Consider the following 15,200-nt stretch of genomic DNA (forward strand, 5'->3'; position numbering starts at 1 on the left):
ACTAGCGGCGTGCGATCTTCTTCATTTATCTCTGGCAGTTTCGGTTTAGGCGAGTTCATAGAATATATTGTAAAGCAATTTTTTAATATTTGCCTGTGGATAATGAGAAGTTACGCTTCATCTTGTGCCACAGTAACATCTGCTAACAAACTAAATGCTAGCAGTATAAGTATTTTTTTCATGCTTTTTCTCCAGTTAATAAAGGACATAACACAGCTCCCGGGGGAGTTGAGGGCTTTATTATAGGAAAGTTATATGTCTATCTAGTGTCAGTTATATGACATGTTTTTGACAGACAGACTGCATTTATCTAATGTCTTTGGGTTAAGAAAATTGGTTCTCTGTGACAGGAAGTTTAATCTGGACTTGAAGGACGGTAAGAATAATGACTTAACCATGATTGCAGAGTTAGCTAACTCTCATATGCCAATCCTTTATTAATGGGCCTATAATATTGGAAAAAAGTACGTTAGAAGCCTTATAAGTTGGGTTACATGATTTTCATAGCCCAAAATTTTACGAAGTATAACGAATTTTTTTATCTTTACGTGTCCATAAGAAAAACACCACCGCTGTACCAATCAACCCCATCATGCCGCCAGGTCCCCAGACGATAATGCCGCCTAGTTGCTGGTCAAGCATCATTGCAATATCTAAACGTCCGTTTAGTACATCATAAGCCGTATAAATAGGGTCTTTTTTTAAGGTAATGATGGCACCAATAATGGTATTAGGGATGGTCACTAGCCATAAAATAATGATGCGAACTCCAAAAGAGACGCGTGCTGATTTTTGTCTTGGATCACAAATCAACCACCAGAAAAAGAAGCCGGTAATAATCATGGTGGCGTGCATAGTATTGTGTAACGATTGATCGGCTAAAGCTTGATTGTGTAGGCTGGGTATTTGCCAGATTAATAACGTCGCTATAAAAAGTACAGAGGCAATAATAGGATGACCGAAAAAATGATATAGCCGCTGTATGAACTTGTTTCTAATAATTGGCGTGAGAATGCTGTGACGTATTGTTTTAGGCAGCCCTTGCAATAAGGGGGCAAGAGGCATGCTTAAAATCAGTAGCAAAGGCCCAAGGCCGCGCATCAATAAATGTTCAATTTGATGAAAAAATAGAAAATGTTCTGACAGAGGTTCTAGCGGAGATTGTAAGGCAATGACAAAGCAGAGCATGCCGAGTAAAAAGGTAATGGTTTGGCCGGTGCTTACTGGGCGGCCTATTTCGCGTCTTTTAGCACGGCCGCGAAAATAAACAACCACAGTGAGTAGCATAGGAATCGCAACATCCGGTGTATAAAGCCAAGCAGACCAAATAGACTGTCTGGGGTCAATTGAGCCGTGAGCAAAACTCAGTAGCGGGAAAAGAGTAAGACAGAGAGTGAAGAAGACTTTTATAGATAACACGGGGTTTTTTATCTAAGTGTGGAAGGTTGCTTGGGTTTGGCTTATTAAATTGGCTGCGCACTTAAAATGGGATGTTCACTTTTTAGCAATGGCGGACTGAAGTCCACCCTACGAGTTATTAGCTGTCCCGTCTTAAGTGCGTAGCCATTAAGCTAAGCCCATGTAAGGTTGTTGTTATGCGCAGAATGTTTCGATACTAGTCACAATACCTTGAGTATCTAAACCGCATTCTGTTAATAATTCTTCGCGTGTACCTTGCTCGACATAGGCATCAGGAAGAGCAATATTTAATACTGGCATAAGAATGCGTTGTGCCTGTAAAAACTCATTAACGGCACTACCAGCACCACCAGCAAGTGCATTCTCTTCAATAGTAACAAGGACATCATGCGTTTTAGCCATGGCTAAAATCATGTCTTTATCAATAGGTTTAATAAAGCGCATATTAATCACGGTTGCCCCCAGTTGTTTTCCAGCCTCAAGCCCTGGAGTTACCATGCTGCCCCAAGCAAGGATAGCAATGCGTCCACCTTGATGGCGAATCTCAGCTTTACCAATTTCTAAGGTATCTAAATCGGTATTAACAACTGTGCCTGGGCCTTTGCCACGAGGATAGCGAACTGATGCAGGGCCTTCATATTGATAGCCCGTGCTCAACATTTGGCGGCATTCATTTTCATCAGCAGGTGCCATAATCAGCATATTTGGAATGCAGCGTAGGAAGCTGTAATCAAAGCTTCCGGCATGCGTTGGCCCATCAGGACCAACTAAACCTGCACGATCAATGGCAAATAGTACGTCTAGGTTTTGAATGGCAACATCGTGAATCAGTTGGTCGTAAGCGCGTTGTAAAAAAGTAGAATAGATGGCGACAACGGGTTTTGCTCCTTGACAAGCTTGACCGGCTGCTAAAGTAACCGCATGTTGTTCGGCAATAGCGACATCGAAATAGCGTTTTGGAAAACGTTCCGAGTATTCCACCATGCCTGAACCTTCACGCATAGCAGGTGTGATTGCTAGTAGGCGCTTATCTTTTTCTGCCATATCACATAACCAGCGTCCAAAGACTTGAGTATAAGTGGGGTGGGGTGAGGGAGCAGATTTAGGTAGTGAGTCTTTAGTGCGGTCAAAGGAGGGGACACCGTGATAAGCTAAAGGGTCTTTTTCTGCTGGTGCATAGCCTTTACCTTTTTTGGTAACGATATGTAAAAATACCGGCCCAGAAAGCTCTTTTAGTTTTTCTAAGGTGGGGACTAGCATATCTAAATCGTGCCCATCAATTGGGCCAATATAATTAAACCCAAGTTCTTCAAATAAAGTGCCTGGGACAACCATACCTTTTACGTGCTCTTCTGTTTTACGTGCAAGTTCCCAGACAGCGGGTAGGCTGCTGAGTACTCTTTTGCTTTCTTCGCGTACTGTGGAATATAGTCTGCTAGAGATAACTTTGGTGAAGTAGTTATTCATGGCACCGACATTGGGCGAGATTGCCATATCGTTGTCGTTAAGAATAACTAATAGATTTGCATCGATAGCGCCTGCATGGTTCATCGCTTCAAAAGCCATGCCACCAGTAATACTCCCATCGCCAATAATGGCAACCATACGGCTGTCATCACCTTTGGATTCGGCAGCAATAGCCATGCCTAAGGCAGCACTGATAGATGTACTGGAATGACCTACACCAAAGGCATCGTATTCACTTTCTTTACGTTTAGGGAAGGCAGATACACCGTCTTTAGTACGAATAGTGGTCATGCGTTCTTTACGACCAGTCAAGATTTTATGCGGGTAAGCTTGATGACCTACATCCCAAACCAATTGGTCTTTAGGTGTGTTGTAGACATAGTGTAAAGCAACCGTTAATTCAACGGTGCCTAAGCCTGCAGAGAAATGACCTCCAGACAAGCTGACTGAATGAGTTAAAAATTCACGTAGCTCTTTAGCTAAAGGTTTTAATTGTTCTTTAGGTAGTTGGCGCACATCTTTCGGTAGGTTAATGGTATTTAACAGTGGGTAGTTTTCTTTAATATTCATAATGTGCGTTCCTTATGCCTCTTTTTTTGCTTTAAGTGCATGGCTGGCTAGGTTTTTACCTAGTGTCCAAATTGAGCCAGGGACTTTGTGAGTGTCAGCAATGGCGTGTTCGAATGAATTTACAATCCAGTCGCGATCTTTATTCGTTAAATTAAGTGGTGGTAATAATTTGACTACGTTCATGCCGTGTCCAGCCACTTGTGTAAGTAAATGATGTTCTTTAAATAAAGGAATGGTGACCATCTGGCAGAATAAGCCTTTATTTGCTGCTTCAAGAGCTGCCCATGCTGCTTTTAGTTTTAAACTTTTGGGTGCTTGGAATTCAATGGCAATCATTAGGCCTTTGCCGCGGGCTTCTTTTAGGAATTCATATTTAGGTGCCATGGCATTGATACTATTAATGATGTCGGTGCCGACTTGCGCGCAATTTTCAACTAAGCTCTCCTCTTCCATGACCTGAAGTGTAGCTAAGCCTGCGGCCATTGCCATATTGTTTTTTGAAAAGGTAGAACCATGTACTACTGCTCTATCCATACGGTTGAATACAGTATCCATAATTTTACTAGTTATGGCAACGCCGCCAACAGGTACAAAGCCACCGGATAAGGCTTTTGCCATGCATATCATATCGGGCTTAACGCCCCAGTGATCGATTGCCCAAAATTTCCCAGTACGTCCGATACCTGTCTGTACTTCATCAGCGACAAATAAAGTGCCGTATTTTTTACATAAGCGTTCAACTTCTGGTAAGTAGTTATCGTCAGGAATATTAACGCCTTTGCCTTGTATAGGCTCAACAATAAACGCGGCGACATCTTCATTGCTGAGGGCACTTTCTAATGCTTCAAGGTTATTAAAGGGGACGGAGCTGCAGCCAGGTAAAAAAGGACCAAAACCTTCACGGAAGACCTCTTCGCCTACCAAGGATAAAGATCCCATTGTTAGGCCGTGATAGCTATGATCGCAATAAACGATTTTTTCGCGTTTTGTGGTGTAGCGTGCAAATTTAATCGCGGCTTCTACAGATTCTGTCCCTGAATTACAGAAAAACATCTTGCTTAGATTATCTGGGGTGGTCTCGAGAATCTTTTTAGCTAATAAACCACTTAGCAAAGAAACATCCATCTGTACCAAATTAGGTAGCTCTAATGTCAGGGTTTCTTGTAATGCACTGACCACAGTAGGATGATTACGGCCTACTGCAAAAACGCCAAAGCCACTGAGGCAATCTAAATATTCTTGGTTGTCTTGATCGTACAAATATTGCCCGGTCGCCTTCGTGTAGGTACGATCATAACCAATTGTCTGCAATACCCGAACCATCTGATTGTTCAGGTGTTTTTCATGCAGCTCAAATTTTTCTTGGTTATGTTGAGTAAAAAGTTCAGTAATACTAAAGGCCATGGTAATCTTCGAATTTCAGTGTTAAAGAGTAATTGTTTTGTTACTAAATGCAGGCAGTACGATTAAGGTGCAAATTAAGGTAAAGCTAATGCCGACGGCTAAGGTGATACCCATGCTAGCTATGCCAAAATGAGGAATTAAAGCTAAACTGATAAAGCTGCTCATGGTGGTAATCGAGCTAAACATAACGCCTCGCGCGGTGCTGGACTGTAGTATATGCTGATTATCCTCAAGCTGCTCGTGTAGACAGTGCATAATATGGATGCCGCTATCCACACCCATGCCTAAAAGTAAGGGGAGGGCGATTATATTAGCAAAATTAAACGGAATGCCAAGTAAAACATTAACGCTACAAGTAAGTAAAGACGCTAAAATCAAAGGCCCTAGCACAAGTAATGTTTTGTAAAGGCTTTTTAATATTAACAATAATAATATTGTAATTAAGGCAAATGAGAAGCTAAAAGCCATTTTAAAGGCATTGACCACGGCTTGCCCTGATGCTAAATCACCGACAGGTAAACCAACAGCAGCGGGAGCAACGCTTTGTACATCTAAGGCGAATTGTTTTAAATTAGCTGGAATATTTAAGTCTTGTTTGGGTAATATCATGACGCGATAAATACCCGTAGGACTTAACCATTGATTACGTATGTAATCAGGCAGGCTGTCTAGGTTAAATTCATAGGCTGTTAAACTCTGGCTTAACGTACTGATTGTATGCGGTAGTAGACCTAAAATGCTGTCATCTAGTCTTTTGTTTAGTTGTGCTGGGTCAGTAGATTGTTGTAAGGCGGCTTGATACTGCCCGATACTGTGGCTAAGGGCCTGTAGAATTTCAGCACTTATACCGGATTGGTTGTTTTTCAGTACTGAACTTAGGGTGTTTTGAAACTCACTGAGCACTTTTGGGGTATCTGATGGTGCTAAGGTACTGTCGAATTGACTTAACTGTGGACCTAAGATCATATTTAGATCTTCGATGGTGAATAGTTTGTCTTCTTGGTCGCTAGGGACTAAATCTGTTAATGTTACTGTGTTACTAACAGTGGGGAGTTGTTTTAGTTTCTGTACTAGCGAGTGTGTTTCTTCTATATTTTTGCACAAAGCGTTGAGTGCATAGGGGGAGTCTGTTGTTGATTTTAATAAATTCTTAAAAGCAATAACAGAGGGTGAGTTTGGATTACGCATATCGACGGGGTTAGAGTCGAAAGTAATATAAGGAATAGCAAATAAGCAAGCAATTGCTAGGAGAATGCTGATACTGCGAATGGTTTTTTTATAGCGTAAAGGAACTGTTTTAATCCAGCTAGTTTGGTTGCTATTTTCGAATGCATGGGCTTTTTTTAAATTCAATAGACTTAATAGTGCAGGTAAGAACACTAAAGATAAGCCTAGGCTAATAAACATACTGACCCCTGAGATTAAACCAAGCTCTGATACGCCTTTATAATCAGTTGGGACAAACGCAAAAAAGGCAATCGAAGTGGTAAGAGCGCAAAGAAATAACGAGAACCCTACACTATGTAATGCTTTTTTTATGGCGATAAAATGACTATGTTTTTGTGCTATTCCTTCACGGTAGTGTAAGCAAACATGGATTGCGAAATCAACGCCTAGACCGATATAAAGAGCCGCAAAAGAGATAGAGATGACATTAAGATGGCCAATGGCAATTGCAGCAAAACCAGCCGTAAGTGACAGACCTATTAATAAGGTAATAATTGTTGCAAACAGTAGCTTAAAAGAGTGGAAGCAGCGAAAAAGAATAAGAAAAACCAGTATAAAGGAGCCTATACCACTTAAAACGGCGCCATCACCGATACTTTCTAGCTCTTCGTGTTGTAAGACTACATCACCGGTAATGCCAATTTTTAGATTGGCCATATTAGCGCTTAATTGTGCGGTAATTTCTCGTGCTTTTTTGACTGCCGCTGCAGCTGGCATCATTGAGTAAAAATCACGTTTTGGTTTAGCTATAACGATGCGCCGTGTTTTGTTTGCTAATTTGCTAGGGTTTAAAATTGTTTGCCATGAAACGTGATAGCTTTGATTGCGTATCGTATTGATAATGGCTTGGTTAATACTGTTTAGTAAGGCAGGTAAGCTTTGGCTGATAACGCTATCTTGCTGCTCTAGGGCTTGGGTTAAAATGGTAAATAAGCCAGTTAAACTATAATTTTGTGTAAGATAGCCAATAAAAGGTTGTGCGTCTGTTAAATTAGAGGCTAAATTCTCCAATTCCTCTGGTGACAAATAGAGGAGTGCTTGTTGACGGAAAAAGGCATTATCCTCCGGAATATAACTGGACTCAAAGTAGTGACTACTATTTTTCAGAGAATTTAATAATTGCTTAGATGCAATAGCTGTCTCTTCAGGTGTTGCTGCCTCAACGATAAAAATAATGGTATCAGCATTTTGTGGAAAAGCCGTATCAAAGCGCTTGGTATCTTTTTGGAACGGTAAATCAGGTGACAGCATTTCTGCTGAATTATTATTTACCCCTAAATGGTCTTTGACATAATAAAGACTTAGGCTACTAAGTAATAAAGTACTAATAACAAGAAGCCAGGCATAGCGGACAATAAAATGACCTAGCCATTCGAGTATTTTTGCTGAGCGTGACATATTGGGATTCATTGAGCTTGGGTTATTTGCGGAAGTTGTTGAGCAAGGTGCTTAAGTGTTTTGCTCGCGGCATGAAAGTTTAAACCTAATTTAATTAATCGGGGTAGTTCGTGCGGGTGATGGCATAAATAAAGCATAAGCTTAGGTATGGAGACTACCCCTGATTTAGTCATAGCATAATGGATTGCGTTGGGTAAATCTAAATTAGCAGGATCCACGATGCTACGTAAAGCAATAAAGGGTACTTGTGCCTCTTGAGCGATACGTGCAACTGCGCCTGACTCCATATCGATAGCTAATGCGTGGGTTGATTGATGAAGTCTGTTTTTTGCCTGCGCTAAAGCAACGACTGAATCACTTTCTAATAATGTACCTGTGTAATATTTTGTGCTGTTTGCTAAATTTGCTATTATTTTCTTGGACCATGACGTATGCGTAGCAATAAGGCGTTGGCTTTGAGTGTATATTGACTCTGGGATTAACAAGTCACCTGCTTTTAGGTATGGCGCGATAGCGCCAGCACAGCCCCAACTGATTAACTGCTTTGCACCTTGGTCTATTAAAGTTTGTGCCGCAATACGCGCATTTTCAGGGCCAGCCCCCGATAGGATAATGATTATATTTTTAGTCATCGTTATGCATTCCCCCTGCTTTATTTTTGTTTTTGTCAGGGTATGCAGTTCTTCAGGTAAAGCAACGAGAATACCAGTTATCACGTTTTATTTTGCTCGTTTCTATAGCGCGCTAAGGCCCATAGTGGAAAGAACTTATCATAGCCGTGGTACTTTAAATAAAAAACGCGTGGAAAGCCTGGTGCTGTATGACATTCGTCTGCCCATACACCTTCTTCGGTTTGGCTGTTTAATAAATAGCTAATGCCTGCTTTTACTTCTTGCGTATCAGTTTCGCCCGCTGCCATTAGAGCTAGGAGTGCCCACGCGGTTTGGAAGGCGGTGCTAGTATGGAATTGGCCGCGCAGGCTTTCATCCTCATAGCTTTGATTGTCTTCCCCCCAGCCGCCATCTTTATTTTGTACGCTTTTAATCCAGTGAGTCGCTTTGGTGTACATTGGGTCTGATTTAGAAATATCAGTATGTTCTAGTGCCATAAGGACTGACCATACACCATAAATATAATTGGTTCCCCAGCGACCAAACCATGAGCCGTCTGCTTCTTGTTCGCTGCGAATATAATTTATGCAACGTTGGTAAGCGGGTAAATATTCTTCATGGCCTTGTGAAACTTTAGCCATAAGCATAACGCAGCGTGCGCTAACATCAACTGTTGGTGGGTCTAGTAATGCGCCGTGGTCTGCAAAAGGGATTTCATTTAGATAGTAATAAATATTATCTACATCAAATGCACCGTAGCCGCCATTGGACGCTTGCATGCCTGCTATCCAGCGGGTCGCTCTGTGTATAGACTCATCCATATCGGGTAGGTCTGAAGTGGCCATGCCAAAGGCGACAACAGCGGTATCATCAACGTCAGGGTAGTGAGGGTTTTCAAATTGAAAAGCCCAGCCGCCACCTGCTAAATTAGGTCGCTGTATGCGCCAGTCACCTGGTTCGTCAGATAATTGTTTGGTTTTTAGCCAAGTATAAGCGCGTTCTCTATAGGCTTTTGAACCGGATAAATTAACCTCTTGTAAGGCTAGTAAAGTTAAACCCGTGTCCCAAACGGGAGACAGGCAAGGCTGGCAATAGGCTTCGTCTTCTTTGATAACTAATAGTTTATCAATGGCTTTACGAGCGGTAATGACGCGCTCATCATCTGCTGGGATACCAAGTAATAGCATAGCCTCATAAGCGTTGACCATCGCAGGGAAAATTCCTCCTAGGCCATCTTCACCATTTAATCTTTCGGTAAACCAAGTAAGTGCCTTATCAACTGCGCGGCGATGCATTTTATCGGTAACCAGTACCCTTGATTTACGCCCTAGTGCATCTAAAAATAAAAAGAATTTATTGAGTAGTCCTCTTTCGGAAAAATAATGTTGCTCTTTGTCGGGATGGGTAATAAATAGCTCTAAAATATCAATATTAAGTGGATTTTTAGCCTTTGCTTCAAGTGTGCAAAGAATAAATAACGGCACCATAACAGTTCTTGACCAGTAGGAAACCTTGTCAATATGGAAAGGAAACCATTTGGGTAATAACATGATTTCCACAGGAATAAACGGCACGCCACGCCAGGGGAGTTGTTCAAAAATAGCGAGGGCGATGCGGGTAAATACGTTTGCTTTTGCCGCGCCGCCTTGGCTGAGAATATAGTCGCGTAAGCGTGCCATATGCGGTTGCTCTGGTTGGTCGCCAGCCATTTTTAAAGCATAATAAACTTTGATACTACAACTGATGTCTCCAGTACCGCCATGGAATAAAGGATAGCTACCATCTTTAGCCTGGTTGGCACGTAAATAGTTCGCGATTTTAGCTTGCAGTTTTGCATCTATATCATCCAAGTAATGCATCATCATGATGTATTCAGCTGGGATTGTGCAGTCTGCTTCCAGTTCAAAAATCCAATAACCATCCTTGTGTTGCAAAGACAAAAGTTTGTCCTGTGCAACCTGTATGGCACACTCTAAAGTGCGAGTGTTAATCATGTTGTTGTAATTTTCAGTAAACATTCTATGAATTAGCTTTTTGCTTGATAGTGCCAGTCTGTGCAAATAAGCGCTTTGCTTTTGGCATTAAACACGTAGGTCAGTAAAAAATTACTTCGGCCAATGAGCTTGGTTGTCAGAATAGTTCTTTTAACGCTTTTTCGTGTTATTTTGACCTGATCAGAGTCATTAAAGTCTAAGTGCGCTTTGATTTCATTCAATGTAAGCACCGCCATGCCTAATGCCCACAGGCAAAAGTTACGCATGCCTGTTTCATGACTAGGAATAAGCAGAGTATAAGTTAAAGCGTTCTTTAAATGGCCTTGAGCAATGCTGATTAAATGCTCTAAGCCTAACTGAAATTCTTTAGTGCTGGTTGCAGTATTTAGGTCTTTTAGATCAAATCCTGTTTCTGTAAAAATATCTTGCGGTAGCCAGCAAACACCGCGCTGCGCATCATCCCAGATGTCTTTTAAGATATTGGTCATTTGCAGGCCTTGACCAAACGATGTGGAAAGCTTAAGCAGTTGGTCGTGATGTTTGTTGATTTCAGGTGAATAATGGCAAAATAATTTGGCTAACATTTCACCAACGCAGCCAGCAACATAATAACAGTATTCATCCATGTCTTTCAGAGTTGCCAAACCACCCTGTAAATCCATGCTTTGATACGCTGGCATGCCTTTAGCCATGGTTTCAACACAGCTAAGCAGGGCTTCAATTTGTTTAGGTGCAAAGCTATGTGTGATATCAATAACGCGTGGCGTTACTTTAATCAGAATGTGTTCTGCTGGAATTGTTTGTTCAGATAGTAGTGGTGCTAAGTCGGTAGCAAAGGCTTGAGCGTCTTTACCGGTTTTTACTACTTCTATAAAGCGACTAAGAAATTGTTCTTTTTGTTCAGCTGTGAGTGAGACTTCATCTTCAACGGTATCAACAATTCTGCACAGTAAGTATGCATTAGCAACGGCTTCGTATAGGCCTTTAGGTAATTGTGGGATAGTGAGTGCAAATGTCCGTGAAACACCTTCAAGTAATATGGCTTGAAATTCATCGACAGAAGCCGCTAAAAGCGACTCTGGATTATCAATAGATAGGTTGGTATCAGTCATACTCTTTAAAAATAATAGGTGATGTTGGCGGCAAAGTAAATCAAGTTAGTGACAAATTATAGACTGAATGTAGGCTAAATACAAAGTCTGTTGTTTTTTTGCAAATGTACTGCTTGTTTTGTGTGCTGAAGTCGTTAGTTAACGATGATTTATCATTTTTTGTAGGCGACTTATGGGGGCTATTTTGCTAAAAAATAAATCTGCTAACTGGTGTTCAGTGCTTAAAAATAGTATGCTTATCAATTATTAGCAATTGATAATGTGTCTTAAGTTAAGTGTTATTTAAGTCATTACATAGCTTGGTTTCAAGAATTGCTTTTTTTGTTGCATATTTGCAACTTTAGTTGATTTATCTATATAAAGTTTGGAGTAAACTGCATGGGCGTTCCTTTAAGACAGCAAATTGCTGTAGGTACTTATTTAATGAAGCAAAAATTCAAAGGGGTCGATAAGTACCCTTTAGTGTTAATGCTTGAGCCTTTATTTCGCTGTAATTTAGCATGTTCTGGCTGTGGTAAAATTGCTTATCCAGATGATATTTTAAATAAACGCTTATCGGTTGAAGAGTGTTTGCAAGCTGTTGATGAATGTGGCGCTCCTATGGTATCTATTCCAGGGGGCGAGCCTTTAATTCATAAAGAAATGCCAGAAATTGTTGCTGGGATTATCGAGCGTAAAAAATTCATTTATCTTTGTACCAATGCTTTGTTATTGAAAAAGAAAATTGATGATTATACGCCATCACCTTATTTAACTTTTTCTATTCATTTAGATGGTAATCAGCTGAGACATGATACATCTGTGTGCCAAGAGGGTGTTTTTGATATTGCTGTTGATGCCATTAAATTAGCTTTAGATAAAGGTTTTCGTGTCACTATTAACTGTACCTTGTTCCAAGGTGAAACACCGCAAGAAGTCGCTGAATTCTTAGATTATGCAACTGAATTAGGTGTTGAAGGTATTACCATTGCACCAGGGTTTAGTTATGAACATGCACCTGACCAAGATTCTTTTATTTCTAGCCATGCAGCCAAAGAGTTATTTCGGGGTATTTTTGCTATTGGCAAAAATAAAAGCTGGAAATTAAATCACTCGTCATTGTATTTAGATTATTTGGCAGGCAATCAAAATTATGACTGTACGCCATGGGGTAATCCAACACGCAATGTATTTGGCTGGCAAAAGCCGTGCTATTTACTGTCCGATGAAGGCTATGTTGATAGTTTTCAAGAGATGATGGATTCTACACCGTGGGATAAATACGGTGCAGGCAAAAATCCTAAGTGTGAAGGCTGTATGGCGCATTGTGGTTATGAAGCAACGGCGGTGTCGGATACTTTGGCACATCCTTTAAAAGCTTTAGGAGCTGCAATTCGTGGTCCTAAGGTTGATGGGCCTATGGTTGAGGCACCAAGCTATAAAGGTTCGTCATTAAGTGGTATTCCCGTTACAGTTGATTCGAGGAGCGCTTAATTTTTGTATGAGCGAATACCTAAGCGCATTAGCAGCCATTATTTGGTTAATTACTGCATTACTGCCGTGGCAACCTTGGCGAGCCAGAGAGATTTTAGAGGTAGATAAGTTAGGCACTGTTGATTTAAGTGATGTAACTGTGATTATCCCCGCACGAGATGAAGCACTGGTGATCGCGGATACTTTACAATCACTTAAAGTGCAAGGGCAGGGGTTGCACATCATTTTAGTGGATGATGAGTCAACAGATGGCACTGCTGAGATTGCATTAAAGCAAAAAGTGGTGGGTTTAACTATTATCCACTCCGAACCTTTACCTGAAGGCTGGACTGGAAAGTTATGGGCACAAGAGCAGGGCCTGCAAGCAGTTAAAACGCCAGTAACGTTGTTGTTAGATGCGGACATTCATTTAATGCCCGGTATTTTGGCGAGTTTAATTAATAAGCGTGATAGTGAGAACCTACAGTTTGTTTCACTGATGGCAATGCTAAAAGTAGATAGCTTTTGGGAAAAAATGTTAATGCCAGCCTTTATTTATTTTTTTAAAATGCTCTACCCTTTTGCTTTAGCGAATAATCCAAAAAGCAAGATGGCTGCGGCAGCGGGTGGTTGTATTTTGGTTGATACTGCAGCTTTACAGAAAATAGGCGGCATGGCGGCAATTAAAGGTGCAGTAATTGATGATTGCTCACTCGCTAAGAAAATTAAACAGGCTGGCTATAAAACCTGGGTAGGTTTGACCCATGGTGTAATTAGTCAGCGGCCTTATGTTTCTTTAATTGAAATATGGGATATGGTAGCGCGTACGGCTTATACTCAGTTACTATATTCCAATAGCTTGTTGTTGGCCTGTACTTTTATGATGACTTTAATGTATGTCTTGCCGCTTATTGGTTTAGTCTGCTTTTCAGGTAGTGCATGGTTTTTTTCGTTATTGTCTACCGTACTTATGTTAGGACTTTATCTTCCTACCTTACGTTTTTACGCGCTGAATAGTGCGTGGGCTTTATGTATGCCAGCCATTGCTGGATTATATTTATTAATGACCTGGACTTCTGCTATCCGTTACTGGCAGGGTGAGCGTTCGCGCTGGAAAGGTCGTATTTACCAGAAAGGTTGAATTATTATGATGTTATTAACAAAAATGATAACTGCGTTTTTTTTACTTTTTTTAAGTCAGTTAGCAGCTGCGGAGGAGGTTGCAGAAACCGAAATTGCTAGTCAAGTTGTACAAGGGTTTCAATCTGAGTTGTTACATGTTATGCAGCAAGGCGAGAAATTGAATTTTGACCAGCGTTTTGAACAGTTAAAACCGGTTGTTATTAAGACTCATGATTTAGCTAAAATTACTCGAATTATAGTTAGTAAAGAATGGAAAAAATTAACAAAAGAACAAAAGCAAGAGCTGATTCAAAAATTTAGTACTTTAAGTATTGCTTCTTATGCACATTATTTTAAGAGCTTTTCGGGGGAAAGTTTTAAAATAGAGTCAGTGAAGCAGCTATCTCCAGGGCAAATTTACGTACACACATTTTTAGTACTGCCGGATGATAAAGATGTCAGTATGGATTATTTATTGAAAAAAACTGGGCATGGTTGGCGCATTATCAATATCATTACCAATGGCGTGAGTGATTTGGCATTAAAGCGTTCTGAGTATGTTTCGGTGATTCGGAAATCGGGTTTTGATGCTTTAATCACCGAAATTTCTGCTAAAATTAAAAAATTCTCTCAGTAAAGTTAAGTGGAATATTTGTGAATAGTCGATTGATTTTTTGGGTTATTAGTCTTGTGGGTATTCTGCTATTAACAGCTTGTGCTAGTTCAGGGAGAGAGCTGGAAGTCAATGCGCAAGATCCGCATGAAGAGTTGAATCGTACTATCTATGCTTTTAATGATGGTGTGGATACTTATGTGGCATCACCACTCGTTACGGGATATCAATGGATTCTTCCTGATTTATTAGAAAGCGCAGTAACAAATTTTTTTAATAATTTAAAAGAACCTAAAACTATCCTTAACGATGGCTTGCAAGGCAAAGAGCAGCAGGCAGGTGTTGATTTTGAACGCTTTCTTATTAATACTTTGCTAGGTTTTGGCGGCTTGATTAATGTCGCTAGCTATGCGGATATTGAATATCATGAAGAAGACTTTGACCAAACCTTAGCGGTTTGGGGTGTGCCTAGAGGTGAGTATTTAGTACTTCCTTTATTGGGCCCTTCAGCTTATCGCACAATTCCAGGAGAGATTGTTGATGCTTTTTGCAGTCCAGCGAATTATGCCATTTGGCCTATACAATTATTAGGTGTTTTTAATGCACGTTCTAATGCTACGCAGTCTTTAAACTTTATTAATGAAGTGGCAGTTGATCCTTATGTCTTTATGCGTACTTCTTATCTACAGTGGCGTGATTATCAAATTACTGAAGGTGAAAATGCCTCAGATGACTTGTTAATACTTGATATGGAAGAGATATTTGATGAGGAGGAAGAGGAGTTGGAAATGTTGGAAATTGGACTATAAAG

The 15,200-nt window shown here is 40.5% G+C and carries 11 protein-coding genes; 4 read left to right on the forward strand and 7 right to left on the reverse strand.

Annotated elements, in window-relative coordinates:
• Positions 1-516: 516 nt before the first annotated feature.
• The 7 genes from BQ7314_RS06770 to BQ7314_RS06800 all read right to left on the reverse strand — a co-directional run bounded on the left by BQ7314_RS06770 (position 517) and on the right by BQ7314_RS06800 (position 11,202).
• Positions 517-1,419: a cytochrome c oxidase assembly protein gene (locus BQ7314_RS06770; RefSeq protein ID WP_174482944.1), complete on the reverse strand. Its 903-nt coding sequence runs from the start codon at positions 1,417-1,419 to the stop codon at positions 517-519.
• Between the two features lie 174 nt (positions 1,420-1,593).
• Positions 1,594-3,456 carry a 1-deoxy-D-xylulose-5-phosphate synthase gene (dxs, locus tag BQ7314_RS06775; RefSeq protein ID WP_174482945.1) on the reverse strand — a complete coding sequence of 621 codons (1,863 nt, stop codon included), beginning with the start codon at positions 3,454-3,456 and terminating at the stop codon, positions 1,594-1,596.
• 12 nt (positions 3,457-3,468) lie between these two features.
• Positions 3,469-4,860: an aspartate aminotransferase family protein gene (locus BQ7314_RS06780; protein ID WP_174482946.1), complete on the reverse strand. Its 1,392-nt coding sequence runs from the start codon at positions 4,858-4,860 to the stop codon at positions 3,469-3,471.
• A 21-nt stretch (positions 4,861-4,881) separates the two neighbouring features.
• Entirely contained in the window at positions 4,882-7,485 is a 2,604-nt protein-coding gene (locus tag BQ7314_RS06785) for an MMPL family transporter (protein WP_174482947.1), read from the reverse strand.
• Positions 7,486-7,493: 8 nt separating this feature from the next.
• Positions 7,494-8,201, reverse strand: a complete 708-nt coding sequence (locus tag BQ7314_RS06790) for a phosphorylase family protein (protein WP_245394932.1) — start codon at positions 8,199-8,201, stop codon at positions 7,494-7,496.
• Positions 8,198-10,090: a squalene--hopene cyclase gene (gene shc / locus BQ7314_RS06795; protein WP_245394933.1), complete on the reverse strand. Its 1,893-nt coding sequence runs from the start codon at positions 10,088-10,090 to the stop codon at positions 8,198-8,200. Before shc ends, BQ7314_RS06790 begins: the two co-directional genes overlap by 4 nt.
• A 32-nt stretch (positions 10,091-10,122) precedes the next feature.
• Entirely contained in the window at positions 10,123-11,202 is a 1,080-nt protein-coding gene (locus BQ7314_RS06800) for a phytoene/squalene synthase family protein (protein ID WP_174482950.1), read from the reverse strand.
• 378 nt (positions 11,203-11,580) lie between these two features.
• On the opposite strand from BQ7314_RS06800, the gene hpnH reads away from it, so the two are divergent.
• Genes hpnH through BQ7314_RS06820 form a run of 4 tightly spaced genes read left to right on the forward strand, consistent with a single transcriptional unit; the run spans position 11,581 to position 15,198 of the window.
• Complete coding sequence (gene hpnH / locus BQ7314_RS06805; RefSeq protein WP_174482951.1) at positions 11,581-12,675, forward strand: adenosyl-hopene transferase HpnH; 1,095 nt, start codon at positions 11,581-11,583, stop codon at positions 12,673-12,675.
• 7 nt (positions 12,676-12,682) lie between these two features.
• Positions 12,683-13,795 (forward strand): glycosyltransferase, encoded by a 1,113-nt coding sequence (locus tag BQ7314_RS06810; RefSeq protein ID WP_174482952.1) that lies wholly within the window; start codon positions 12,683-12,685, stop codon positions 13,793-13,795.
• Positions 13,796-13,801: 6 nt separating this feature from the next.
• Positions 13,802-14,413 carry an ABC transporter substrate-binding protein gene (locus BQ7314_RS06815; RefSeq protein WP_245394934.1) on the forward strand — a complete coding sequence of 204 codons (612 nt, stop codon included), beginning with the start codon at positions 13,802-13,804 and terminating at the stop codon, positions 14,411-14,413.
• A 17-nt stretch (positions 14,414-14,430) separates the two neighbouring features.
• Positions 14,431-15,198 (forward strand): MlaA family lipoprotein, encoded by a 768-nt coding sequence (locus tag BQ7314_RS06820; RefSeq protein WP_174482953.1) that lies wholly within the window; start codon positions 14,431-14,433, stop codon positions 15,196-15,198.
• The last annotated feature ends 2 nt before the right edge of the window (positions 15,199-15,200 follow it).

It is taken from the genome of methanotrophic endosymbiont of Bathymodiolus puteoserpentis (Logatchev), assembly GCF_900128525.1.
Taxonomy (GTDB): domain Bacteria; phylum Pseudomonadota; class Gammaproteobacteria; order Methylococcales; family Methylomonadaceae; genus Methyloprofundus.

Bases quoted from the DNA above. Each gene is read 5' to 3' on its own strand.
- BQ7314_RS06780 (WP_174482946.1), bottom strand. From the start codon at position 4,860: ATGGCCTTTAGTATTACTGAACTTTTTACTCAACATAACCAAGAAAAA.
- BQ7314_RS06785 (WP_174482947.1), bottom strand. From the start codon at position 7,485: ATGTCACGCTCAGCAAAAATACTCGAATGGCTAGGTCATTTTATTGTC.
- BQ7314_RS06815 (WP_245394934.1), top strand. From the start codon at position 13,802: ATGATGTTATTAACAAAAATGATAACTGCGTTTTTTTTACTTTTTTTA.
- hpnH (WP_174482951.1), top strand. From the start codon at position 11,581: ATGGGCGTTCCTTTAAGACAGCAAATTGCTGTAGGTACTTATTTAATG.
- shc (WP_245394933.1), bottom strand. From the start codon at position 10,090: ATGATTAACACTCGCACTTTAGAGTGTGCCATACAGGTTGCACAGGAC.
- dxs (WP_174482945.1), bottom strand. From the start codon at position 3,456: ATGAATATTAAAGAAAACTACCCACTGTTAAATACCATTAACCTACCG.
- BQ7314_RS06800 (WP_174482950.1), bottom strand. From the start codon at position 11,202: ATGACTGATACCAACCTATCTATTGATAATCCAGAGTCGCTTTTAGCG.
- BQ7314_RS06810 (WP_174482952.1), top strand. From the start codon at position 12,683: ATGAGCGAATACCTAAGCGCATTAGCAGCCATTATTTGGTTAATTACT.